Annotated in this window: 20 protein-coding genes and 2 tRNA genes; 12 read left to right on the plus strand and 10 right to left on the minus strand. The window is 70.5% G+C overall.

Annotation, left to right across the window (positions count from 1 at the left end):
- Positions 1-341: 341 nt before the first annotated feature.
- The 3 genes from recJ (at position 342) to AC3AOF_RS04265 (ending at position 2,664) form a co-directional block, all read left to right on the plus strand.
- A complete protein-coding gene (recJ, locus tag AC3AOF_RS04255; protein WP_236992895.1) occupies positions 342-2,129 on the plus strand; it encodes a single-stranded-DNA-specific exonuclease RecJ in 1,788 nt (595 codons plus the stop codon).
- A 211-nt stretch (positions 2,130-2,340) separates the two neighbouring features.
- Positions 2,341-2,425: transfer RNA gene (locus tag AC3AOF_RS04260), tRNA-Tyr, on the plus strand.
- Positions 2,426-2,579: 154 nt separating this feature from the next.
- A tRNA-Tyr gene (locus AC3AOF_RS04265) sits at positions 2,580-2,664 on the plus strand.
- Between the two features lie 75 nt (positions 2,665-2,739).
- Here AC3AOF_RS04265 and AC3AOF_RS04270 read toward each other — a convergent pair.
- Positions 2,740-3,375, minus strand: a complete 636-nt coding sequence (locus tag AC3AOF_RS04270; protein ID WP_236991948.1) for a sigma-70 family RNA polymerase sigma factor — start codon at positions 3,373-3,375, stop codon at positions 2,740-2,742.
- A 131-nt stretch (positions 3,376-3,506) separates the two neighbouring features.
- Between AC3AOF_RS04270 and AC3AOF_RS04275 the strand changes: the two genes are divergently transcribed.
- Positions 3,507-3,917, plus strand: coding sequence for an ArsR/SmtB family transcription factor (locus AC3AOF_RS04275; RefSeq protein WP_488347764.1), 411 nt, complete (start codon positions 3,507-3,509; stop codon positions 3,915-3,917).
- Between the two features lie 36 nt (positions 3,918-3,953).
- Here the strand turns inward: AC3AOF_RS04275 and AC3AOF_RS04280 are convergent, their stop codons facing one another.
- Positions 3,954-4,208, minus strand: coding sequence for a hypothetical protein (locus AC3AOF_RS04280; protein ID WP_488347765.1), 255 nt, complete (start codon positions 4,206-4,208; stop codon positions 3,954-3,956).
- 196 nt (positions 4,209-4,404) lie between these two features.
- On the opposite strand from AC3AOF_RS04280, the gene AC3AOF_RS04285 reads away from it, so the two are divergent.
- The 3 genes from AC3AOF_RS04285 to AC3AOF_RS04295 all read left to right on the plus strand — a co-directional run bounded on the left by AC3AOF_RS04285 (position 4,405) and on the right by AC3AOF_RS04295 (position 7,208).
- Positions 4,405-4,656 (plus strand): hypothetical protein, encoded by a 252-nt coding sequence (locus AC3AOF_RS04285; protein WP_236991946.1) that lies wholly within the window; start codon positions 4,405-4,407, stop codon positions 4,654-4,656.
- A 151-nt stretch (positions 4,657-4,807) separates the two neighbouring features.
- Positions 4,808-5,728, plus strand: a complete 921-nt coding sequence (gene ppk2, locus AC3AOF_RS04290) for a polyphosphate kinase 2 (protein WP_236991945.1) — start codon at positions 4,808-4,810, stop codon at positions 5,726-5,728.
- 7 nt (positions 5,729-5,735) lie between these two features.
- Entirely contained in the window at positions 5,736-7,208 is a 1,473-nt protein-coding gene (locus AC3AOF_RS04295) for a carbohydrate porin (protein WP_236991944.1), read from the plus strand.
- A gap of 81 nt (positions 7,209-7,289) precedes the next feature.
- On the opposite strand, the gene AC3AOF_RS04300 is transcribed toward AC3AOF_RS04295, so the two are convergent.
- The 3 genes from AC3AOF_RS04300 to AC3AOF_RS04310 form a co-directional block, all read right to left on the minus strand.
- Positions 7,290-7,742, minus strand: coding sequence for a hypothetical protein (locus AC3AOF_RS04300; protein WP_236991943.1), 453 nt, complete (start codon positions 7,740-7,742; stop codon positions 7,290-7,292).
- A gap of 225 nt (positions 7,743-7,967) precedes the next feature.
- Complete coding sequence (locus AC3AOF_RS04305; protein ID WP_488347766.1) at positions 7,968-8,465, minus strand: hypothetical protein; 498 nt, start codon at positions 8,463-8,465, stop codon at positions 7,968-7,970.
- A 161-nt stretch (positions 8,466-8,626) separates the two neighbouring features.
- Entirely contained in the window at positions 8,627-9,013 is a 387-nt protein-coding gene (locus AC3AOF_RS04310; RefSeq protein WP_236991941.1) for a hypothetical protein, read from the minus strand.
- 406 nt (positions 9,014-9,419) lie between these two features.
- Here AC3AOF_RS04310 and AC3AOF_RS04315 point away from each other — a divergent pair, with 406 nt between their 5' ends.
- The 5 genes from AC3AOF_RS04315 (at position 9,420) to AC3AOF_RS04335 (ending at position 13,978) form a co-directional block, all read left to right on the plus strand.
- Positions 9,420-10,058 carry a response regulator transcription factor gene (locus AC3AOF_RS04315; protein ID WP_488347767.1) on the plus strand — a complete coding sequence of 213 codons (639 nt, stop codon included), beginning with the start codon at positions 9,420-9,422 and terminating at the stop codon, positions 10,056-10,058.
- Positions 10,059-10,224: 166 nt separating this feature from the next.
- Positions 10,225-11,655 carry an efflux RND transporter periplasmic adaptor subunit gene (locus AC3AOF_RS04320; RefSeq protein ID WP_488347768.1) on the plus strand — a complete coding sequence of 477 codons (1,431 nt, stop codon included), beginning with the start codon at positions 10,225-10,227 and terminating at the stop codon, positions 11,653-11,655.
- Positions 11,652-12,392 carry an ABC transporter ATP-binding protein gene (locus AC3AOF_RS04325; protein ID WP_488347769.1) on the plus strand — a complete coding sequence of 247 codons (741 nt, stop codon included), beginning with the start codon at positions 11,652-11,654 and terminating at the stop codon, positions 12,390-12,392. Before AC3AOF_RS04320 ends, AC3AOF_RS04325 begins: the two co-directional genes overlap by 4 nt.
- Positions 12,392-13,609: an ABC transporter permease gene (locus AC3AOF_RS04330; protein WP_488347770.1), complete on the plus strand. Its 1,218-nt coding sequence runs from the start codon at positions 12,392-12,394 to the stop codon at positions 13,607-13,609. Before AC3AOF_RS04325 ends, AC3AOF_RS04330 begins: the two co-directional genes overlap by 1 nt.
- A gap of 57 nt (positions 13,610-13,666) precedes the next feature.
- Complete coding sequence (locus tag AC3AOF_RS04335; protein ID WP_488347771.1) at positions 13,667-13,978, plus strand: response regulator transcription factor; 312 nt, start codon at positions 13,667-13,669, stop codon at positions 13,976-13,978.
- 127 nt (positions 13,979-14,105) lie between these two features.
- Here AC3AOF_RS04335 and AC3AOF_RS04340 read toward each other — a convergent pair whose 3' ends face one another.
- The 5 genes from AC3AOF_RS04340 to AC3AOF_RS04360 all read right to left on the minus strand — a co-directional run bounded on the left by AC3AOF_RS04340 (position 14,106) and on the right by AC3AOF_RS04360 (position 21,850).
- Positions 14,106-15,488: an aminotransferase family protein gene (locus tag AC3AOF_RS04340; RefSeq protein WP_488347772.1), complete on the minus strand. Its 1,383-nt coding sequence runs from the start codon at positions 15,486-15,488 to the stop codon at positions 14,106-14,108.
- Positions 15,489-15,525: 37 nt separating this feature from the next.
- Entirely contained in the window at positions 15,526-16,407 is an 882-nt protein-coding gene (locus AC3AOF_RS04345; protein ID WP_488347773.1) for an ABC transporter permease subunit, read from the minus strand.
- Positions 16,404-17,207 carry a taurine ABC transporter ATP-binding protein gene (locus AC3AOF_RS04350; RefSeq protein WP_488347774.1) on the minus strand — a complete coding sequence of 268 codons (804 nt, stop codon included), beginning with the start codon at positions 17,205-17,207 and terminating at the stop codon, positions 16,404-16,406. Before AC3AOF_RS04350 ends, AC3AOF_RS04345 begins: the two co-directional genes overlap by 4 nt.
- 31 nt (positions 17,208-17,238) lie before the next feature.
- The gene (tauA, locus tag AC3AOF_RS04355) at positions 17,239-18,255 is read right to left on the minus strand and encodes a taurine ABC transporter substrate-binding protein (protein WP_236991933.1); all 1,017 of its coding nucleotides are present in this window, start codon (positions 18,253-18,255) and stop codon (positions 17,239-17,241) included.
- Positions 18,256-18,619: 364 nt separating this feature from the next.
- A complete protein-coding gene (locus tag AC3AOF_RS04360; protein ID WP_488347775.1) occupies positions 18,620-21,850 on the minus strand; it encodes a PAS domain-containing protein in 3,231 nt (1,076 codons plus the stop codon).
- Between the last annotated feature and the right edge of the window lie 190 nt (positions 21,851-22,040).

Here is a 22,040-nt window from a genome sequence, read left to right on the forward strand (position 1 = left end):
CCGGGAAAGCGGGGCCTCGTGCCCCGCTTTTCGCGTTTCCGGGGACCGCGCGGGTGAACCCTCCCCCCTCTGCGGGGGAGGGTGGCGAACGGAGTGAGCGCAGCGGGACGAAGTCCCGCCGAGAGGGGTAGCGCGACGCTGATCCAGAGGGCGCCTGTCAGAACGGCTCTGCCTGATCCGGAAGCGTGGTTCCCCTCTCCCGCCCGGCTCCGCCGGGCACCCTCCCCCGCAGAGGGGGGAGGGTTCACCCGCGCGTGCCTCCCAGCCGCACGACCGCCCACAGGTGTCGCCCGGCTGCGGCAGCGCGCGCCCGCGAATCCCGCTACACTCCCCCCGTGTCCATGCTCCTCGACCTGCCCCGCCCGCTCCTCGACGTTCACCGCTCCGCGCTCGGGCGGCCCTGGCACGAGCGCTGCGCCTCGGCGCCGGCGCAGAGCCTCGCGGTCGCCATCGCGCAGGGCCACGGCCTGCCGGAGGTGCTGGCCCGGGTGCTGGCCGGCCGCGGGGTCGATCTCCATGCCGTGCCGGGCTTCCTCGAGCCGCGCCTGCGCGACCTCCTCCCCGACCCGGCCGTGCTGGTCGACATGGAGGCGGCAGCCGACCGTCTGGCCGAGGCGATCCTGAAGCGCGAGAAGGTCGCGATCTTCGGCGATTACGACGTCGACGGCGCGGCGAGCGCCGCGCTGCTCGCGAGTGCGCTCCGCGACCTCGGCGTGCCCTACCGGCTCCACATCCCCGACCGGATCACCGAAGGCTACGGCCCCAACGTCGCGGCGGTCCGGATGCTCGCCGCAGAAGGCGCCACCCTCCTCGTTACCGTCGATTGCGGTACGGCCGGGCACGAGCCGCTGGCCGAAGCCGGCCGCCTCGGGATGGACGTGGTGGTGCTCGACCATCACGGCGCGCCGGAGGTGCTGCCCCAGGCCCGCGCGGTGGTGAACCCGAACCGCCTCGACGACCTGTCGGGCCTCGGCCATCTCTGTGCCGCCGGTGTCGTCTTCCTCACGCTGGTGGCGCTCAACCGGCGCCTGCGCCGCGACGGCCTCGCCATTCCCGACCTGATGGCCGGTCTCGACCTCGTGGCGCTCGCCACCATCGCCGACGTGGTGCCGCTGCACGGCCTCAACCGCGCCTTCGTGCGCCAGGGCCTCGCGGTGATGCGCGGGCGCGGCCGGCGGGGCCTCGCCGCCCTCCTCGACGCGGCCGGCCTCGGGGAGGCGCCGCAGGCCTGGCATCTCGGCTTCCTGCTCGGGCCGCGCATCAATGCCGGCGGGCGCATCGGCGATTCGACGCTCGGCGCCCGGCTGCTGCTCTGCGAGGATCCGATCGAGGCCGCCGGCATCGCCGCCCAACTCGATGCGCTCAACCGCGAGCGCCAGGCGATCGAGGCCGCCGCCGTGGCGGAAGCCGAGGCCGAGATGGGAATGCGGCTCGAGCGCGACCCCGACCAGCCGGTCCTCGTCGCCGGCAGCCCGGACTGGCATCCGGGCATCGTCGGGCTGATCGCGGCCCGCCTCAAGGAGCGCTTCGGCCGCCCGGCCTTCGCCTTCGCGCTCCGCCAGGACGGCACCGCCACCGGCTCGGGCCGCTCGATCCCCGGGGCCGATCTCGGCCGGGCGGTCCGGGCCTGCGTCGAGGCCGGGTTGGCGGCCAAGGGCGGCGGCCACGCCATGGCGGCGGGCGTGACGCTCGCCGCCCTCGATCTCGACCGGTTCCGCGAGGCACTGTCGGGCGACCTCGCGGCCTCGGTGGCCGAGGCGCGCCTCGGCGAGGCGCTGCTGGTCGACGGCATGGTCTCGGCCGGCGGCGTTCAGCCGGATCTGGCGGATGCCGTCGAGCGGGCCGGTCCGTTCGGCCAGGGCGCGCCGGAGCCGGTCTTCGCGCTCGCCCGCCACCGCGTCGCCGATGCGCGCGTCGTCGGCACCGGGCACGTCAAGGCACAGCTGCGCGGCCGGGACGGCGTCGCGGTCGGCGCCATCGCGTTCCGGGCGGCGGAATCGCCGGTCGGGCGGCTCCTGCTCTCGCATATCGGCCGCGACATCCACGCCGCCGGCACCCTCTCCCGCGACCGCTGGCGCGGCGCCGACCGGGTCGAGCTGCGCCTCTGCGACGTGGCGGAGGCGAGCTGAGACGACTCCGGTGAGACGAAATCCGGAAGATTCCCTCGGGATTTCGTCTCACCGGCCCGCGCGGCGCTTGAGCGAAGCCGATCTCCGCATCGCGAAAGCGATCAGTCGGAGATCGTATGAGCCGGCCACCGATCGCGGCTTGACACCCCCCGAGCACCCCACCATAAGGGCCCCGTCGCCGAGAGGCGGCCCCTGCCGGCGACGGCAGCGTGGGGGAATGTCCCGAGCGGCAAAGGGGGCGGACTGTAAATCCGCTGGCTATGCCTTCGTAGGTTCGAGTCCTACTTCCCCCACCATTCCATTTTTCAGAACAAGCCCTGTATTGCAGATGTCGTCAGGCATCGACGGCGGGGCTCGTTGGGGGCTCCGTGCGCTCAGCTTGACAGGCGCAGGGCACCCCAGCATAAGGACCCGCCGCCGATGCGGCGGCCCTGCCGGCAACGGCAGCGTGGGGGAATGTCCCGAGCGGCAAAGGGGGCGGACTGTAAATCCGCTGGCTATGCCTTCGTAGGTTCGAGTCCTACTTCCCCCACCACGTCCCGTCACCTGCGAACCGGACGATACGGGCCACGCCGGCGAGCCCGATCGATCGTTCTGGATGCCGGGCGGATCAATGATCCACCACCTCGCCGAGCGCCGCCAGCAGCGACGAGCGCGCCCGGCTGACCCGGCTCTTCACCGTGCCGACCTGGCAGCCGAGCCGCACGGCCGCCTCCTCGTAGGTGTATCCCTCGGCGCCGATCAGCAGCAGCGCCTGGCGCTGGGCCTCGGGGAGGGCCTGCATCCGCTCCTGGACCACCCGTAGGGTGCTGGCATGATCCTGGTCGGCCGGCGCTGCGAGTTGTCCGGCGAGCAGGCCGTCGCCGTCCTCGACCTCCCGTCGCCCCTTCCGCAGATCCGTGTAGAACTGGTTGCGCATGATCGTGAACAGCCAGGCGGTGAAGTTCGTGCCAGCCTGGAAACGGTGCTGGTTCGCCCAGGCCTTGGCGCAGGTCTCCTGAACCAGGTCGTCGGCCCGCACCACGTCGTGCGACAGCGAGAGGCCGAAAGTGCGCAGGGCCGGCAACGCCGTCATCAGGGCGTTACGGAAATCGAAGCTGATCGCCTCCCCCCGCGCCGCCAGGGAGGCCTCGAACCGGGCCAGCAACTCGGTGAGGCGTGCCGGCAGCGTGTCCTGGGCGACCGGACTGAAGTATTGTTGCAGAGATTGTCTGAGGTGATCCTGGATGACGTGCGAGGGAAGCATATCGGAGGGCGGCAGTGGCGCGGGCGGCAGCGCGGTCGAATTGATTGTCATTGTCGGGAGAGGGCCCCTGATCCCGTCGGATTGCCTTCTTTTTAACGGTTCGAATTTCGATGGCAATAGAAGCTTGACCGATGCTCGATGAAGCCGGAGCCCTCGCGGCTCTCACCGCCCTGGCCCAGGAGACGCGGCTGCGCGCGCTGCGCACCCTGTTGCACGCCCTGCCCGAGGGGATGCCGGCCGGGCGGCTCGGCGTGGCGATCGGCTGCGCCCCCTCGACCCTGACCTTTCACCTGCGGCAGTTGCAGGAGGCAGGCCTGGTCGATTCGCGCCGCCAGGGCGCGTCGGTGATCTACTCCGCGCGCCCCAAAGGCCTGACGGGCCTGACCGATTATCTGACGCAAGCCTGTTGCGGCGGCCGGCCGGAGGTCTGCCTGCCGGCGACGTCGCCCTGCTGCGGCGGCGAGGCCGCGCCGCTCCGTCCCGGCCCGGCCTCGGGCGACGCCGTGCCGCTCGACGACCCGGCCGGGAACGGCCGGGTCTGAGCCCGCGCGGCGCCTCGTCGGCTCAATCCCGGCCGCTCAGTAGCGGTAATAGGATCGCCGCTCCTCCCGGTAGCGCATCGCCCGGTACGGGCGGTCGTCGCCCCAGCGCTCCATCCTGCGGCGCCAGCCATGCGCCGGCGCCCAGGCCGGCGGCCCGCCGCGGACCTCGCCGTAGCCCCCATGCCCGCCGCGGCCCCAGGCCGGATCGGCCTGCGCCCCGGTCGTGGCACAGAACAGGCCGGCTGCCGCGGCCATGGCGGTGAAGGCGAGGGGAAGAACGGTCCTGCGCATCGGCATATCTCCAGTGAACCGCGTGAATGCGGATCGAATGACGCCAGCAACGGCGACGTGGCCGAAACCGTTCCGCAATCTCCGGACCGATGCGCGACCGATTTTGTTTCCACATCATTGCGCAACGGCGCGCGGGTTCCGTGGAACCACTTTCAGGGGAGCGCCGTTCCTGGCCGCCTTCAGAGAGGTGACAGCCATGATGCGGATCACGATTGCCCTGCTCGCCGCGACGACCATGGTGGGCGGTGCGATGGCGGCGGAGCAGAACGGAGCCTCGGCGCGCTCGCCCGGCCACGAGATGCAGGAGCACGGCATCCGGAAGGGCAGCCCCGGCGCGTCCGGTTACGCACCGGGCCACGAGATGAAGTCCGACACGACCGGGACGGCCTCGCGCGGCGGCACCGGCGACAGGACGTCCGGCACCGCGGGGTCCGCGACACGCCGTTGACGGGACGCTCGGTCGACGGGCTTCGCCACGGCGCCACGCCGCGCCGTGGCGTCGCACACACCCTAAGCTCGTCTCGCGCGGCTTCTTCTCACGCCTGTCACGGACCGCTGCTGTAAGGCGGGACTGGTGACCTGAGGGACGTGAGACGGCCATGAGCGAGTTCGAGGCATCGCAGCAGGCGGCTACGATCGAGGCGCTGCGGCGCGAGATCGCCGAGGCCTACGACGAGGAACTGGAACTCGAGATCGAGGAGGAGCGCCTCGCCGGGCTGGTGCCGCCGCCGGAGGGCGCCGCCCCGAGCCTCGACCGCCGGCTCTACTTCCGCGAGCTCCTGCGCCTGCAGCACGAGCTGGTCCGGCTCCAGGACTGGGTCCACACCAACAAGCTCAAGGTCGTTGTCCTGTTCGAGGGGCGCGATTCCGCCGGCAAGGGCGGCGTCATCAAGCGCATCACCCAGCGCCTCAACCCGCGGGTCTGCCGCGTCGCCGCCCTCCCCGCCCCGAACGAGCGCGAGCGCGGCCAGTGGTATTTCCAGCGCTACGTCAGCCACCTGCCGACCGGCGGCGAGATGGTGCTGTTCGACCGCTCCTGGTACAACCGGGCCGGCGTCGAGCGGGTCATGGGTTTCTGCTCCGAGGCCGACGTGGAGGAGTTCTTCCGCTCGGTGCCGGAGTTCGAGCGCATGCTGGTGCGCTCAGGGGTCATCCTGGTGAAGTACTGGTTCTCGATCACCGACGCCGAGCAGGCTCACCGCTTCGAGATGCGGATCCACGATCCGCTCAAGCAGTGGAAGCTGAGCCCGATGGACGTCGAATCGCGCCGGCGCTGGGAGAGCTACACCCGCGCCAAGGAAGACATGCTGGCCCGCACCCACATCCAGGAGGCGCCGTGGTGGGTAGTCGATGCCGTCGACAAGCAGCGCGCCCGCCTCAACTGCATCAGCCACCTGCTGGAGCAGGTGCCCTACGGCACCGTCGAGCATCCGCCCGTCCACCTGCCCGAGCGGGTGCGCAACCCCGATTACGTCCGCGGCCCGGTTCCGGCCGAGATGTACGTGCCGGCGCGGTACTGAGATCGGGATGGGCGAGGCTCTGCGCGCGGCGTCGCTGGCCGTCCTCGTCCTGATGTCGGGGGGCGCCGCCGCGCAGCAGGCCCCCCGCCTTGCGGTGGTCCCGCCGGCCTGGCCGCTCACCGGCGCCGGCGGCGACCCGCAGACCGCCATCGCCCAGTCGCGCACCTCCGACCAGGTCTCGGTGACGATCGGCGGTTCGATCCAGTCGTCGCTCGGCCCCTATGGCGACCCGTTCGGCGCCCGCGCCTTTCTCTCCGAGCGGGGCATCACCACCACCATCACGTATATCGGCGAGGGGCTGGCCAACCTGCGCGGGGGCCTGAGGCGCGGCGTCACCTATGGCGGGCGCCTGGATACGTCGCTCGATGTCGACCTCGACAGGCTCGCCGGCTGGACCGGGGCGAAGTTCCATACCGACTTCTTCCAGATCCACGGCCACGGGATGTCGCGCTCCTACGTCAACAACCTGACGACGGTGAGCGGCATCGAGGCCCTGCCGGCGACCCGGCTGTTCGAGTTGTGGCTCGAGCAGAGCTTCTTCGGCGGCAAGCTGTCGATCAAGGCGGGCCAGGTCTCGGCCGATACCGAGTTCGCCATCGCCCAGTCGGCGGTGGTGTTCTTCAATGCCGGCTTCGGCTGGCCCAATATCGGCGCCGTGGTGCTGCCGAGCGGCGGGCCGATCTATCCCCTCGCCACCCCGGCCGTGCGGGTGAAATACGTGCCCGACGAGCGCCTTTCGTTGCAGGCGGCGGTGTTCAACGGCGACCCGGCGGGCATGCGCCGGGGCGACGACACCGACCCGCAGCGGATCAACCGCACCGGCACCAGCTTCCGGATCAACGATCCGCCCCTGCTGATCGGCGAGGTCGCGTATGCCTACACGCTCGATCTCTGGGGGGAGCCCCTGCACGGTACCGCGACGCTCGGCGGCTGGGACCATCTCGGCGGCTTCGACAGCCCGCGCCTCGACAGCGTCGGCGGCCGGCTGCTCGCCGATCCGGAGGCGAGCGGCATCGCCCGGCGCTTCCGCGGCGACCGCGGCGTCTACGGCATCATCGACCAGACGCTCTACCGCGAGCCCGAGACCGAGGACGAGGGTGCCAGCGCCTTCCTGCGGCTGTCGAAGGTGCCGGCCGACCGCAACCTGATCGATCTCTATCTCGACGGCGGCATCGCCTATAAGGGCCTGCTGCCCGGCCGCCCCAACGACACCGCGGCCCTCGGGGTCATCTACTCGCGCATCAGCCCGGCCGCCCGCGCCTTCGACCGCGACACCATCCGGTTCGGCCAGGGCACGGGCCCGCTGCGCAGCAGCGAGGTGGTGATCGAGGCGACCTACCAGGCCGAGGTGGTGCCGGGATTCACCCTGCAGCCGGATCTGCAGGTCGTGATGCGCCCGGGCGGGGGGCTGGCCGACGACCGGGGTCGGCGCTTGAAGAACGCGACCGTGATGGGCTTGCGGGCGACCATCAATTACTGACGACACACCCCCGTCCGGCGCGGATGCGGCGGAGCTCCGCATCCGGGCGAACGGGTCCGGGGGCCGGTCGAACGCATCGGCTCATTGTCCGATGCCGTTGCCGTTCCCGTTGGTGGAGAACCCGTTTCCGAGTCCGTTCCCGACATTGCCGTTGCCGTTGTTGTTGCCGGTATTGCCGTTGCCGTTGAAGTTCCCGACATTGCCGTTGCCGTTGCCCGAACCGTTCGCGAGGCCGGGCGGCACGGCGCCCGCCAGGCCAGGCGGCGAACCACCCGCGGGACCGGGAGGCGAGACGCCCGCGAGACCGGGGGGCTCCGGCGCGACGGCGGGACCGTCGACGGCGCCCGAATTGAGATCGAAGGACCGGAATCCCGACCGGTGCGGCCGCCCATGCCAATGCCGGAAGCCGCCGTGGAAGCCGTGAAAATCCCCGTGCCGGAAACCCTCGGGCGGCGTCCAGCCGGGCATCTGGGCGCTGGCCGGGCCGGCGAGCGCGATTCCGGACAGCGCGAGGGCGATCAGAGGTAAGCGCATTGTCGTCTCCTTCCGGATGCTGTCCCGCCTCGCCTCGAAGGCCGGGACAGCCGTGCTTCATGCGACTTGGACTCATGCGACTTGGAAAGGACATCGCCTCGGAAATGAGCGTCTCCGCCGGGACGGCTCTCGATCGGCCGGCTCCGTCGTGCAAATTGCATCGAGACGGAACCTCGGACATCCTGCGACGCGTGCCAGGCCCCATGCCAGGCGCGAAGCCCACTTTCAGGGCCGGTTGCCGTTCCCGTTCAGGTTGCCGTTGACGGCGCCGACATTGCCATTGCCGTTGTAGCTGCCGCCGTTCAAGTTTCCATTGAACGCGCCGACGTTGTTGTTTCCGTTATACATTCCGGTATTGAAATTGCCGTTGAAGGCGCCGACGTTGCCGTTCCCGTTCGTTGGCCCGCTGTTGTAGTTGCCGTTGAAGGCGCCGACGTTACCGGTCCCCGAATTGAAGGCGCCGACATTGCCCGTTCCGGTATTGAAGGCGCCGATATTCCCGCCCGTCTGCGGTGCGCCGTTGCCGTTACCGTTGCCGTTTCCATTACCGGACCCGGTGTTGTAATTTCCGTTCGAATTGCCGTTGCCGATCCCGATATTGCCGTTGCCGTTGCCGTTGCCGTTGCCGGTCGAGACCGACATGCTCAGCGTCAGGTTTCGCGCATCGGCGGGGTGTGCAGCACCGAACAGCGCCGCGGCGAACAGACAGGGCCATAGTCTCATCCGAGCCTCCCTTGCGGCGCGAGGGCCACTTGAGTCCAGGAACCTTGCGTCCAGGAACCTTGCATCCGGGAACCAAGCATCGAGAGAGCGGAGCGGCAGAGGCCGCTCCGCCAAGTCCATTTCGCAAATTCATTCCGGCGATTGCGCTCGCGCGAACCTGCTCAGCGGTTGTTGTTGCCGTTGTTGTTGCCGTTATACTTGCCCCAGTTGAGGTTGCCGTTGCCGTTGCCGTTCAGGAGGCCCAGGTTGTAATTTCCGTTGTTGTTACCGTTGCCGATCCCGAAGTTGAAATTGCCGTTCAGGTTGCCGTTGCCGACACCGGTATTGGCATTGCCGTTGTTGTTGCCGTTGCCGTAGCCGGTGTTGCCGTTGCCGTTGAGGTTGCCGTTGAGGGCGCCGGTATTGCCGTTGCCGTTGCCGTTGCCGTTGCCGACCCCGACGTTGCCGTTGCCGTTGCCGTTGCCGCTGCCGATCGAGAAGGCGTAACCGGTCGAGGGGAGCCCGGCGAGCGAGAGGACGGTGACGGCCGAGAGCAGGATCTTTTTCATCGGATGCCTCCTTGAGTGAACCAGGCGACGGATGCGCCACGCGACATGGTGCTTCGGCGGAAGAGCACCGCTCATTCCCCAGCGCCGTCGCAATCGTTCCTCAAAAATCGCCGCCGATTAAGCCTGATATATGTTTTAGTCTCTTGAGACTATTGACACTGCGTCAATTATCGCACGTCTGCATTCCAGGAATGCATGCATATCCTGCCAATCTTCAACCCATAAATTACCCCCAAAGGGGGATGCATCTTCAGACATACGGGTGATAACACATCCCTTTCAGGATCTCAAAACGCCGCTACCTTCGCGGCTGAGAAACGAATGCTGTCGACAACAGTTCATGGAGGAAAGCGCCCGGACGGGTGAAGGCCGTCCCGACGCGAGGATGCTTTCGGAGGGCGGCCTCATGGCAACCGGACTCATGGCAACCGGACTCACGGCAACCGGACAGCTCGTGCACCTCGTCGACGACAGCGCCGCGATGCGCTCGCTCGCGGCGGACATCCTCAACGAGGCCGGCTTCACCGTCCGGGAACACCCTGCGGCCGACAGCCTCCTGGTCGATCCCGCGCTGGCGGAAGCGGGCTGCGTCGTCACCGATTTCCGCATGCCGCGCATCGACGGCCTGGACCTGCTGGCCCGGCTGCGGGCGGGTGGGTCGCTGGTGCCGGTGATCCTGCTCACCGGGCATGCCGACGTCTCGACCGCCGTCCGGGCGATGAAGCTCGGGGCCTTCGACTTCATCGAGAAGCCGTTCGCCCCGAAGGACCTGGTCCAGGCGGTCCGGTGCGCCGTGCGGGGAACCCGCGGCCCTGCGCCCGACGTCAGGCACGCGCTCGCGAGCGAGCGCCTGTCCCGGCTGACCGAGCGCGAGCGGCAGGTCCTCGCCCGCATCCTGCTCGGGCTGACGCACCGGGAGATCGGCGACGACCTCGCGATCAGCCATCGGACGGTCGAGGTGTTCCGGGCGCGGATCATGGCGAAGACGGAATGCGCCAGCGTGCAGGATCTCGTCCGCATCGCCCTGGAGGCGGGGTTCGACTGAAGGAGGCCCGGCCCGGTCCGTACGGGCTCGACCGTACGGGGTCACGCGGATTTCGGTCACGGTTGCGATCTGTCAGAACATTACTGCGCTGGACGATGCACTAACAAATACATCGACAGATCGCACCCTGTCGGATGCTGTCGACCGCAGGTGAGGGAGGGTTGTGGTGAGACGCTGGATCGTCGGCACCCTGTGCGCATCCATGGCCGCGGGCGGCCTCGCCGCCGCCGCGGTGGTGCAGGCCCATCCCCTGGGCCTGCGCCCGATCCTGGACGGTCTCGCTGCCCGGCAGGAGCAGGCCTATGCGGGGATCGCCCGCCTCGTCTCGACGCCCGCGCCGGAACCGGCCCCGTTCATCACCGCGGCGATCCAGCGCGGGCAGCTCGAGCAGATCGTCACCGCGACGGGCGCCTTGCAGCCGGTCGACACCGTGGAGGTCGGCTCGCAGCTGGCGGGCCAGATCGCCGACCTCTTCGTCGACTTCAACGACCGCGTCCACAAGGGCGACCCGCTGGCGCGGATCGACCAGCGCAGCTTCATCTCGCGGGTCGAGCAGGCGCGCGCCTCGCTCGAGATGGCCTCGGCCAGCGTCCGGGTCCAGCAGGCGCGGCTCGACCGCGCCCGCATCGACCTCGACAACGCCAAGGGCAACCGCACGGTGCTGGCCGCCCGCCTGGAGAACGCACAGGTCATGCTGGAGGCGGCCAAGCGCAACCTCGACCGCAAGACCATGCTGCGCTCGCGCGAGGTCACCTCGGTCGCGACCCTCGAGGAGGCGCAGACCGATCTCGCCTCGCGCCGGGCGCAGCTGCGCGAGACCATCTCGCATCTCGAGCTCAACGCCTTCGCGGTCGATGCCGCGGCGGCCGACGTGCGCCGGCTCGAAGCCGAACTGATCCAGGCCAAGGCCGCGGTGCCCCTGCAGGAGGCCAGCCTCAGGGCGGCCCAGATCGAGCTCGACCGCACCACCATCCGCTCGCCCATCGACGGCGTCGTGGTCGGGCGCTTCGTCAGCGCCGGCCAGACCCTCGCCTCGGGGCTGGAGGCCCGCACCGCCTTCAACGTCGCCCGCAACCTCGGCGAGATGGAAATCCATGCCCGCGTCGACGAGACCGATATCGGCCGGGTCGCCCCGGGGCAGCGGGCGAGCTTCACGGTCGACGCCTATCCGGGGCGGCGCTTCGAGGCCTCGGTCCGCCAGGTGCGCAAGGCCCCCCAGACCAACCAGGGCGTGGTGACCTACACGGTGGTGCTGACCACCGACAACCGCGAGGGCCTGCTCCTGCCCGGCATGACGGCGTTGGCGCGCCTGACGGTCCATCGCGAGGACGACGTCCTCAAGCTGCCGCTCGCCGCCCTGCGCTTCCGGCCGGCCCGCGCCGTGCCGGAGCGCGGCGAGGCGGGCGTGCGCGAGCAGGCGGTCTGGGTGCAGGATCAAGCCGGCGCGCTGCGCCCGGTCGCGGTGACGACGGGGGTGTCGAGCGCGGACCAGGTCGTGCTGCGGGGCGGGGCGCTCCAGGAGGGCGACCGCGTCGTCGTCGGGCAGGCCGATGCGAGCGAGCCGGCACGCTTCCTCGGGATCAGGCTCGGGCTATGACGGACGGCATCGTCAGACTCGTCGCGGTCAGCCGCACCTTCCGGATGGGCGACGTCCAGGTCCCGGTCCTGCACGACGTCACCTTCGACGTGCGCGAGGGCGAGAGCGTCGCGGTCGTCGGCCCGTCCGGCTCCGGCAAGAGCAGCCTGATGAACCTCATCGGCCTGCTCGACCGGCCGAGCGCGGGGCGGATCTTCCTCGAAGGCGTCGAGACCGGGCGGCTCTCGGCCGATCGCTGCGCGATCCTGCGCAACCGCCGCATCGGCTTCGTCTTCCAGGCCTACAACCTGCTTGCCCGCCACTCCGCCCTCGACAACGTCCAGCTGCCGCTGATCTATGCCGGCGTGGGACGGGCGGAGCGGCGGCGCCGGGCCGAGCGGGCGCTCGACTCCGTCGGCCTCGCCCACCGGGTCGACCACCTGCCGACCCGGCTCTCGGGCGGCGAGCAGCAGCGCGTCGCCATCGCCCGCGCCCTCGTGACCGATCCCGGCATCGTGCTGGCCGACGAGCCCACCGGCGCCCTCGACAGCCGCACCGGGAGCGACATCCTCGGGCTGTTCCAGGCCCTGAACGCGGCGGGCCGGACCATCCTGATCATCACCCACGACAGGGGCGTGGCGGCGGGCTGCGGGCGCGTCGTGCGCCTGCAGGACGGGCGCGTCGTCTCAGAGGACCGGGCCGCGCCGGGGCTCGATGGTCGAAGCGCGGATTCGGTGATGGCGGAGGCGTCGGTCTGATGCTGGGGCAAGCCCTCCTGATGGCGCTGCGGGCCCTGCGCCTCAACCTCCTGCGCAGCCTGCTCACCATGCTCGGCATCGTGATCGGGGTCGCCTCGGTGGTCACGGTGCTGGCGATCGGCAGCGGGGCGCAGAGCCAGGTCACCCGGCAGATCCGGGCGATCGGAGCCAACGTCCTGATGATCAATCCGGGGGCGGCCCGCCAGGGCGGCCTGCGCCTCAAGGCCGGGACGCGCGCCACCCTCACCGAGGGCGATGTCGACGCCATCCTGGAGCAGGTGCCGCAGGTGCGCGCCGCCGCGGGCTCGATCGCCGGCAGCGCTCAAGCCGTGCGCGAGAACCGGAACTGGAACACCACGGTCAACGGCACCACCACCAACCACTTCGTGGTTCGGGACTGGACGCTGGCGGCCGGCCGAACCTTCAACGCGACCGAGGAGGCGACGGCCGGCAAGGTCGCGGTGCTCGGCAGCGTCGTCGCCCGCGAGCTGTTCGACAAGGACGATCCGATCGGCGCCGAGATCCGCATCATGAACGTCCCGTTCGAGGTCGTGGGCGTGCTGAGCCCGAAAGGGCCGGACCAGGACGACGTCGCCTTCGTGCCGCTCTCGACCGCCAAGCTCCGGTTCCTCGGCAGCGCCGGCGGCACCGCCCGGGACGCGGTCGCCTACATCCTGGCCAAGGCCGTCTCCGACGAGGCGATGGCGCGGGCCAAGGCGAGCATCGAGGACCTGCTGCGCCAGCGCCACCGGATCCAGGACGACCAGGAGGACGACTTCAAGGTGCAGGACCCCTCCGCCGCCGCCGAGGCGCAGCGCGGCGCCACCCGCACGGTCGCGATCCTGCTCACCTCGATCGCCGGCGTCTCGCTGCTCGTCGGCGGCATCAGCATCATGAACATCATGATCGTCTCGGTGACGGAGCGGACCCGGGAGATCGGCATCCGCCGGGCACTCGGCGCCCGGGGCCGCGACATCCGCCTGCAGTTCCTGTGCGAATCGCTCGTCCTGTGCCTGGCCGGCGGGCTCGTCGGGGTCGTCCTCGGGGCGACGATCTCGCTGACCGTCGCCCGCTCGGCCGGCTGGACGACCGTCATCGACGCGGGCGCGGTCGCGGTCGCGGTCGGCTTCTCGGCGATCACGGGTCTGTTCTTCGGGCTCTATCCGGCCCACCGCGCGGCTAGGCTCGATCCGGTGGAGGCGCTGAAGGCCGAGTGACGATGGCCGCGTGATCATCGAGAGGCGGCCCGGACGGGCCGATGGGGGGAGGCAGGAATGGTCGCTCTGAAAAGGTCCCACCCGCTGTCGCGAAACCGGTCTGCGATCCGGTTCCGGCCCACCCGGTCGGCCGCGCCCGAGGACGAGGCCGCGGCGCCGACCGCGCGCGAATGCGAGCTGATCGCGCTCATCGCCCGGGGCCTGCCCAACAAGCTCATCGCCCACGAATTGGGAATCTCGCCCAACACGGTCCGGGCGCATATCGGCAACATCATGCGCAAGTACGGGCTCAGCAACCGGACGCAGATCGCCATGCTGCTGACGCCGCTGCTGCCGGCGGCCGTCGGGCAGCCGCTCCGCCGCCGCTAAAGCATTCTCCGACGAAGCAGATACCGATTCGTCGAAGAATGCGGCACGATCGAAGACCTGGAGCAGCGTCCGCCCGCACCGCGATCGGGCGCTGCCCCACCGGCCCTGCGCCTTCCGAGATCGTGGCTCAGCCGAAGACCCGGCCGAGCGCCCCGTCGATCGCCTCGACGATCCGGTCGATGTCGGCCGGGGTCGCGATCAGGGCCGGGCTGAGGCAGAGCGTGTTGTTGAGCCCGGCGAGCGAGCGGTTGGTGGCGCCGATGATCACGCCGTTGGCCATGCAATCGGCCACCACCGCCTGGACGCGCTTCTCCTCCGCCGGCTCCCGGGTCGTGCGGTCGGCGACGAGTTCGGCGCCGCAGAACAGGCCCTTGCCGCGCACGTCGCCGATGACCGGATGGCGCTCGGCCAGGCCATGCAGGCCGGCCATCAGCCGCTCGCCCATCGCCAGCGTGTTCTCGATCAGGCCCTCGTCCTCGATGATCCGCATGTTCTCCAGAGCCGCCGCCGGGCCGGCGGTGCAGCCGCCGAAGGTCGAGATGTCGCGAAAGTACGACATCGGATCCGAGGCGTCGTCCTTGAACAGCGAGAACACCGCCTCGGTCGTCGTCGTGCAGGCGATGGCCGCGTAGCCCGAGGCCACGCCCTTCGCCATCGTGACGAAATCCGGCTTCACGCCGTAATGCTGGTAGCCGAACCAGGCGCCGGTGCGGCCCATGCCGCAGACCACCTCGTCGATGTGGATCAGGACCTCGTGCCGGCGGCAGATGTCCTGTACCTTCTCCCAGTAGCCCTTCGGCGGCGTGATGACGCCGCCGCCGGCGGTGACCGGTTCGAGGCAGATCGCCCCGACACTGTCGGGCCCCTCGCGCAGGATCACCGCCTCGATCGCATCGGCGGCCCTCTCGCCGTAATTCTCCACCGCGCCCCACTGGCTGCGGTATTCGAGGCAATGCGGCACCGGGACGAAGCCGTCCGGGAACGGCCCGTACTGGTCGCGGCGCTGGTCCTGGCCGGCGGCCGCGAGCGCGCCGATCGTGGTGCCGTGATAGTCGCGCTCGCGGAACAGGATCTTGGATTTCCGCCCGCCATGGTGCCGGTGCGCGATCTGGCGCACCATCTTGAACACCTTCTCGTTCGCCTCGGACCCCGAGTTCGAATAATAGACCCGGCTCATCCCGGGCATTTTTTCGATCAGCCGCTCGGAGAACAGGGCGGCCGGGACCGAGCCGGCCGAGCCCGCGAAGTAGTTGAGCTTGACCAATTGGTCGCGCACCGCGTCAGCGATGCTGGTGCGGCCGTAGCCGACATTGACGGTCCAGACGCCGCCGGAGACCGCGTCGAGATATTCGCGCCCGGTCGCGTCCCAGACGCGCATCCCCCTGCCCTCGACCATCACCCGAGGGTCGACGGTCTCGTAGAGCTTGTGCTGCGACAGGTGGTGCCAGACATGGGCCCGGTCCGCCTCGATGACGTGGCGCAGGTCGTTGGTGCGGGACATGTCGTTCATCGGGCGTCTCTCGAATCGGAGGTCGGTGGGTGATCCGTCACACCTTACCCTTCCACGGGGTGAGGCGCCGTTCCAGCCGGCGCATGCCGAACTCGAACGCCGCCGCGAGCGTGCCGATGACGAAAATGCCCATCACCACGATGTCGGTGCGCAGGAAATTCGAGGCGTTGAGCACCATCTGGCCGATGCCGGTCGAGGCCGCCACCATCTCGGCGGCGACCAGCGTGGTCCAGCCGACGCCCATGCCGATGCGCAGGCCCACCAGGATGTCGGGGAGCGCCGCCGGCAGGACGACGTGGCGCACCACCTGCGCCCGGCTGGCGCCGAGCGCGCGAGCGGCATTGACCTGGTCGAGGCTCGCCGCCGAGACGCCGGCCCGGGCCGCGAGCGCGACGGGGGCGAAGCAGGCGAGGAAGATCAGCAGGATCTTCGAGGTTTCGCCGATGCCGAACCAGATGATGACGAGCGGCAGGTAGGCGAGCGGCGGCAGCGGCCGGTAGAATTCGATGAACGGGTCGAGGATCGCCCGTATGCTCGGGTTCAGGCCGGTGGCGAGGCCGACCGGGATCCCGATCAGCGCCGCGAGCACGAAGGCGCCGACCACCCGCATCAGGCTGGTCATCACGTGCTCGATGAGCGGCGCCCCGTCGATCCGCCCGTCCAGCGCATCCGAGAAGGCGGACAGCACGCTCGCCGGCCGGGGCAGGAACAACGGCTTGACGAGGCCGAGTTGCGTCGCCGCGAGCCAGGCGACGAAGGCGACCGTGACGGTCGCGAGGCTGATCAGCAGGGCGGGCGGGGCGACGCCCCGCATCGCCGCCCGGCGCCGGCGGAACGAGGACAGGGCGCGCGCGGCCGCGTCGGGTGCGTCGGCGACGGCCTCGCCGGACGCGGCAGGGGGAGACGTGAGGGGTCTCATGCGGCGGCTCCTCGCTCGGATTCGGGTCTCGCCCCGCCATGGTCGTGGATGAAGCGCAGCACGCGCTCGCGCATGGCGATGAAGTCGGGGCTGGACTTCACCGCCCGCGAGGTCTCGCCGCCGAGGAAGCGCCGGCAGAAATCGAGCGGCACGATCTCGGCGATGCGCCCGGGCCGGGGCGTCATGATGACGAGCTTGGTCGCCAGAAAGATCGCCTCCTCGACCTCGTGGGTGATGAAGAACGCCATCTTCTGCGTGCGCGCCCAGAGGGTCAGGATCAGCTCCTGGACCTGCTCGCGGGTGAAGGCGTCGAGGGCGCCGAGCGGCTCGTCCATCAGCAGCATGCGCGGATCGGCGGTGAGCGCCCGGGCGATGCCGACGCGCTGCTGCATGCCGCCGGAGAGTTCGTAGATCCGCTTCGTCCCGACATCGCTCAGGCCGACGAGATCGAGCATGGCGCGGGCCCGCGCCTCGCGCTCGGGCCTCGGGACCCCCTGCATCTTGAGGCCGAAGGCGACGTTGTCGAGCACGTCGAGCCAGGGCATCAGGGCGTGGCGCTGGAACACCACGCCGCGATCGGCCCCGGGTCCGGTGACCGGGCGCCCGTCGAGCAGGATCTGCCCCTCCGTCGGCGGCAGGAAGCCGGCGATGCAGTTGAGCAGGGTCGTCTTCCCGCAGCCCGAGGCGCCGAGCGCCACCACGAACTCCCCCGGCTCGATCGTCAGGTCGACCCAGGACAGGGCGAGCGTCGCGCTCTCGCCCTCGCCGTAATGGACGCTGAGCTTCCGGATCTCCAGCATCGGCCGATCTCCTTGCGGCAGGGGTTGCCGATCAGGGCTTGAGGGCGGCGTCGGCGAAGTCGGCGGTGACGAAGGCGCCGTAATTCGGCGCGAGTTCGGGCACCCGCCCCTGCTCCTTGAGGAATTCCGCCGTCGATTTGAGCGCGTCGGCCGCGCCGCCGCCGAGCCAGCGGGGCGAGGCCTGCTCAGGCAGCGTCGGGAAGCGGTAGGCCCCGAGCGAATCCGGCACGTCGGCAGGCGCGGCGCCGGTCCATTTGGCGATCGCCGCGACCTGCGGCGAGGTCGTCGTCCAGCTGCTGCCCGACTTCGCGTAATCGGCATCGGCGGCGGCGAGCAGCCGCACGAAGGTGACCAGGACATCGCGGTGGGCCTTGAGGGCGGCGTCGGTCGCCACGATGCCGTCGAAGGTCGCCTTGCCCTTGGCGGCGAAGTCGCCGGCCGAGGCCAGGACCGTGCCGGTCTTCTTCACGTTCGTCAGCACCGGCGCCCAGACGAAGGTGGCGTCGATGTCGCCGCGCTCCCAGGCGGCGGCGATCTCCGGCGGGCGCATGTTGAGGATCCGGACGTCCTTCGGGCCCAACCCCGCCTCCTTGAGGGCGTACATCAGCTGGTAATGGGCGGTGGAGACGAAGGGCACGCCGATCGTCTTGCCTTTCAGATCCTTGATCGACGCGATTCCGGTGCCCTTGCGCGCGACGAGCTGCTCGGCATTGCCGATGTCGTCGAGGATCCAGAACAGCTTGATCGGCAGCCCCTGGGAGGCCGCCGCGGCGATCGCCGCGGAGCCCGACTCACCGACATCGACGCTGCCCGACGCCATGGCGCGGACGACGTCGGCTCCGGTGGCGAACTTGACCCACTTCACCCTGGTGCCGGTTTGCTTCTCCAGCTCGCCGCTCTCCATCAGCACGCGGATCGGCGTCGTCATGTCCTGGTAGGCGAAGGTGAGGCTCTTGTCCGCCGCCCGCGCGGGGCCGGTCCCGAGCCCGGCGAGCGAGCCGAGGGCGATGGCGGCGAGAGCGGAGAGCAGGGACTTACGGGTGATCATGCGCGGTCCTCGTTGCGAACCCGGCGGTGCGAGCGCCTGCCGTCGCCTCGGCGTCCCGGCCTCAAGCAGGTTTCGGGCCGCGATCCGCAGGGGTGGCCGGATCCGGCGGGAGGAGCGGTCGTTTTCGGCGCGGTGACGACCGCTCGCGCGGGCATCCGCCGCCCGTTTCCGGCCCGGACGGCGCAAGGTCAATCCCGCCCGCAAGCAATCTCGCGGGCGCGCGAAAACGATTCTCCCCCTGCCGAGGGCGGAAGGAGACGGCCCATTCCTCGATCGCGGCAGCGCCGATCCGCTGCATCTCCCTGGCACTGGAAGATGAGATAAAAATTTTTACTTGCAGTCAGGCCCCGGCCTGCGACCGCGATCAGAGCTCCGCCTTCTGCCGCTGCGGGTTGTGCCGCATGACCTTGCGCAGGATGCGCGAGACCTGCTCGGCCGAATAGGGCTTGTGCAGGAGCTCGAATCCGGCCGCGCTCTCCTCGGCGAGCACGTGGCTGTAACCGGAGGCGAGCACGATCGGCAGGTGAGGCAACCGCCGGGCGAGGAGCCGGGCAAGCTCGATCCCACCCATACCCGGCATGACCACGTCGGAGAACACCACGTCGAAGCCGGCGCCGTCGGGCCCGAGCTTCTCGATCGCGTCCTCGGCGTTGACCGCCCAGGTCGTGGCATAGCCGAGGTCTTCCAGGATCTGGGTCGCGAAGCGCCCGACCTCGAGATTGTCCTCGACCACCAGCACCCGCTGGCCGACGCCGCCGGGATCGACCTGGCCGGAATCGCCCCGCACCGCCTCCCCTGCTGCGAACTCGGCCTCGACCTCCGGCAGGTAGAGGGTGAAGGTCGTGCCCCCTCCCGGCACGCTCTCGACCGCAACGTCGCCGCCCGATTGCTTGGCGAAGCCGAAGACCTGGGAGAGGCCGAGGCCCGTGCCCCGCCCGACCTCCTTGGTGGTGAAGAACGGCTCGAACACCCGCGCCAGCAAGTCGGGCGGGATGCCGGTGCCGGTATCGTGCAGCGAGACCGCCGCGAACGGACCCGCCGCCCCGGCATGCCCCCGGATCGGCGGCAGGTCGACGCCGCAGGCGAGGCGCAACGTCAGCGTGCCCGCGCCCTCCATCGCGTCGCGGGCATTCACCGCCATGTTGACGAGCGCGGTCTCGAACTGGCTCGCATCGACCCGCACGAGGCAGGGATGGTCCGGGACCTCGGTCGCGACGGTGATCCGGGCGCCGGTCACGGTATCGATCAGCTCGGCGACGATGCGCAGGCGCGCGCCGACATCGAGTGTCTCGGGCTTCAGGGCCTGGCGGCGGGCGAAGGCGAGGAGTTGCGAGGTCAGCTTGGCGGCCCGGTCGACCGTCTCGGAGACCGCCGTGAGGTAGCGGCTGCGCCGCGCCTCGGGCAGGTCCGGCCGGCGCAGGAAATCGACCGAGGAGCGGATGATGGTGAGCAGGTTGTTGAAATCGTGGGCGACGCCCCCGGTCAGCTGACCCACCGCCTCGAGCTTCTGCGACTGGCGCAGGGCCTCCTCGGCCTGGGCCAGCGCCGCGGCCTGGGCCTTCTCGGCGGTGACGTCGCGGCCGCTGGCGAAGACGAGGCCGCCCTCGACCGAGGTGTGCCAGGAGAGCCAGCGCGGGGTGCCGTCCCGGTGGAGGTAGCGGTTCTCGAAACTGGTGAGGTGGCGGGCGGCGGCCGCGGCTTCGAGGGCGGCCGTCGTCGCCTCGGCATCCTCGGGCAACAGGAAATCGAGGACGCTGCGCCCCACCACCTCGGCGGGCCGGTGCCCGAGGATCGCCTCCCAGGCCGGGTTGACCGAGCGGAAGATCCCGTCGGCCCCGATCACCACCAGGAGGTCGCGGGAGTTGCGCCAGACCCGGTCGTGCTCGGCGGTGCGCTCCGCGACCCGCTGCTCCAGGGTCTCGTTGAACCGCACCAGCTCGGCCATCATCCGCGTCTGGTCGTCGATGTCGGTGCTGGTGCCGACCCAGCGGGTGATCGCGCCCCGGTCCGTCAGGACCGGCCGCGCCCGGGCCAGGAACCAGCGATAGGCTCCGTCGGCGCGGCGCAGGCGGTATTCGCACTGGTAGTCGGCATGCTCCTCGACGGCGGCGCGCCATTCGGCGGTCACGCGCTCCCGGTCGTCGGGATGGATGATCGCGCACCAGCCCTCGGCGTCGAGCGCGCCGGGCGGGACGCCCGTATAGGCGTAGGTCCGCGCGTTGAACCAGACGGCGCCTCCCTGCGTGTCGGTGGCCCAGACGAGGTTGGGCAGCACCTGCGAGAGCACGCGGAACTGCTCCTCGCTGTCGCGGAAAGCCGCCTCGGCCTGCTTGCGGGCGGTGACGTCGATGGCGGTGCCGACCACCCGGATGCAGGCCCCATCCGCGAACAGGCCGCGGCCCTTGGCGGCGACCCAGCGGACCTGCCCGTCCTCCTTCCCGATCGTGCGGTATTCCACGTCGTAGACGGCGCGGCGGGCCGGATCCGCCGCGGCGGCATAGGCGGCGAGGGTGGCCTCGCGGTCGTCCGGGTGGAGGCCGGCGTAATAATCCGCCATCGAGACCGGCACCTCGGGCGAGATGCCGAACATCGCCTTCACGCGTGCCGGCCAATACAGGGTGTCGGCGACGACGTCGACGTCCCACAGCCCGATCTCGGCGGCCTCGGTGGCGAGACGCAGCCGGGCCTCGCTCTCGCGCTGGCGGTCCTCGGCCTGCCGGCGCGCCGTGTCGTCGAGATGGAGCCCGTCCCAGATCACCTGATCGTCGGCGAGGCGCGGCGCCGAGATGATGCGGGTCCGCACGAGGCGGCCGTCGGGGCGGCGCATCGGCGCCTCGACGTCGAAAGGCGCCAGCGTCCGGATCGCCTCTTCCTCCGCCTCGGCGATGCGCGCCCGGTGCTCGGGCAGGATCAGGTCGTAGGCGGCCGCGGGATCGGCGAGCACGGCCTCGGCCGGAACCCCGGTCATGCGCTCGAAGCCCTGCGAGACGGCGAGGAAGCGTCGGCCGGTCCCGTCCCGGGGCGTGGCGATCTGGAACACGTAGCCGCCCGGCAGGTGGTCGGTCAGCGCCCGCAGGCGCGCCTCCGCCTCGCGCAGGTCCCGCTCGGCGACGACCCGCCCGGTCGTCTCGGTGCAGGCGCAGAACATGCCGGCGACCCGGCCCGCCTCGTCCCGCAGGGGCGAATAGGAGAAGGTGAACCAGGTCGGCTCGTCGTAGCCGTGCCGGTTCATCACGAGCGGCAGGTCCTCCGACCAGGTCGGCTCGCCGGCGAGCGCCCGGTCGATCAGCGGCGCGATGTCCGGCCAGATCTCCGACCAGATGTCGCGGAAGCGCCGGCCGAGCGCCGCCGGATGCTTGTCGCCGAGGATCTCCGCATAGGCGTCGTTGTAGAGGAAGCCGAGTTCCGGCCCGAACGCCACGAACATCGGGAAGCGCGAGCCGAGCATCAGGCTCAGCGTCCCGCCCAGGCAGGCAGGCCAGGTCTCCGGCCGCCCGAGAGGCGAGCCCGACCAGTCATGGGCCCGCATCATCGCGCCCATCCGCCCGCCTCCGGCGAGGAAGGGCGGGGGGTCGGGGGCGGCGATGTCGGGCATGCGGTGGGAACGGGTTCGATCGCGGGTCTCTCGAACGTGAGACCCGCGCGGCTCGCGTCAAGGGCTCGGAGTCGAGAGGCTGGGGATCGGGCCCGAGCGGCGCGACCGGCAACGGTCGGGATAGGGTCGAAACGAGTGCGGTGGGCATCATCGGCGCCGGGACCGTGCGGTTCCCCGTGATGCACGTCGC

The organism is Methylobacterium sp. 142-1Y, assembly GCF_057747795.1.

Bases quoted from the DNA above. Each gene is read 5' to 3' on its own strand.
- recJ (WP_236992895.1), top strand. From the start codon at position 342: ATGCTCCTCGACCTGCCCCGCCCGCTCCTCGACGTTCACCGCTCCGCG.
- AC3AOF_RS04270 (WP_236991948.1), bottom strand. From the start codon at position 3,375: ATGCTTCCCTCGCACGTCATCCAGGATCACCTCAGACAATCTCTGCAA.
- AC3AOF_RS04275 (WP_488347764.1), top strand. From the start codon at position 3,507: ATGCTCGATGAAGCCGGAGCCCTCGCGGCTCTCACCGCCCTGGCCCAG.
- AC3AOF_RS04280 (WP_488347765.1), bottom strand. From the start codon at position 4,208: ATGCGCAGGACCGTTCTTCCCCTCGCCTTCACCGCCATGGCCGCGGCA.
- AC3AOF_RS04285 (WP_236991946.1), top strand. From the start codon at position 4,405: ATGATGCGGATCACGATTGCCCTGCTCGCCGCGACGACCATGGTGGGC.
- ppk2 (WP_236991945.1), top strand. From the start codon at position 4,808: ATGAGCGAGTTCGAGGCATCGCAGCAGGCGGCTACGATCGAGGCGCTG.
- AC3AOF_RS04295 (WP_236991944.1), top strand. From the start codon at position 5,736: ATGGGCGAGGCTCTGCGCGCGGCGTCGCTGGCCGTCCTCGTCCTGATG.
- AC3AOF_RS04300 (WP_236991943.1), bottom strand. From the start codon at position 7,742: ATGCGCTTACCTCTGATCGCCCTCGCGCTGTCCGGAATCGCGCTCGCC.
- AC3AOF_RS04305 (WP_488347766.1), bottom strand. From the start codon at position 8,465: ATGAGACTATGGCCCTGTCTGTTCGCCGCGGCGCTGTTCGGTGCTGCA.
- AC3AOF_RS04310 (WP_236991941.1), bottom strand. From the start codon at position 9,013: ATGAAAAAGATCCTGCTCTCGGCCGTCACCGTCCTCTCGCTCGCCGGG.
- AC3AOF_RS04315 (WP_488347767.1), top strand. From the start codon at position 9,420: ATGGCAACCGGACTCATGGCAACCGGACTCACGGCAACCGGACAGCTC.
- AC3AOF_RS04325 (WP_488347769.1), top strand. From the start codon at position 11,652: ATGACGGACGGCATCGTCAGACTCGTCGCGGTCAGCCGCACCTTCCGG.
- AC3AOF_RS04330 (WP_488347770.1), top strand. From the start codon at position 12,392: ATGCTGGGGCAAGCCCTCCTGATGGCGCTGCGGGCCCTGCGCCTCAAC.
- AC3AOF_RS04335 (WP_488347771.1), top strand. From the start codon at position 13,667: ATGGTCGCTCTGAAAAGGTCCCACCCGCTGTCGCGAAACCGGTCTGCG.
- AC3AOF_RS04340 (WP_488347772.1), bottom strand. From the start codon at position 15,488: ATGAACGACATGTCCCGCACCAACGACCTGCGCCACGTCATCGAGGCG.
- AC3AOF_RS04345 (WP_488347773.1), bottom strand. From the start codon at position 16,407: ATGAGACCCCTCACGTCTCCCCCTGCCGCGTCCGGCGAGGCCGTCGCC.
- AC3AOF_RS04350 (WP_488347774.1), bottom strand. From the start codon at position 17,207: ATGCTGGAGATCCGGAAGCTCAGCGTCCATTACGGCGAGGGCGAGAGC.
- tauA (WP_236991933.1), bottom strand. From the start codon at position 18,255: ATGATCACCCGTAAGTCCCTGCTCTCCGCTCTCGCCGCCATCGCCCTC.
- AC3AOF_RS04360 (WP_488347775.1), bottom strand. From the start codon at position 21,850: ATGCCCGACATCGCCGCCCCCGACCCCCCGCCCTTCCTCGCCGGAGGC.